The 264-nt window shown below is 42.8% G+C and carries 1 protein-coding gene; it reads left to right on the forward strand.

Annotated elements, in window-relative coordinates; translation table 11 throughout:
• Positions 1-264 (forward strand): sugar nucleotide-binding protein (locus CP366_RS10590; protein ID WP_143469325.1); only part of this gene is annotated, 264 nt, incomplete at both ends.

Below are 264 nucleotides of genomic sequence, written 5' to 3' on the forward strand. Positions count from 1 at the left end.
ATTATGTATTTGACGGTCAAGGCACCAAGCCATGGGAACCTGACTTCAAGGGTTATAAGCCATTGAACGTTTATGGTGAAACAAAGTTAGGCGGCGAGAAGGCTGTTTCCGACACTTTGGACAAATACTTTATCGTGCGTATCGCTTGGGTATTCGGTGTTAACGGTCATAACTTTATCAAGACTATGCTCAAGGTTGGTTCTAACCACGATGAAGTTAAGGTTGTTGATGATCAAATCGGTACGCCAACTTACACCTTTGACT

The sequence above is a fragment of the Lactobacillus sp. UMNPBX15 genome, assembly GCF_002553785.1.
Classification (GTDB): Bacteria; Bacillota; Bacilli; order Lactobacillales; family Lactobacillaceae; genus Lactobacillus; species Lactobacillus crispatus.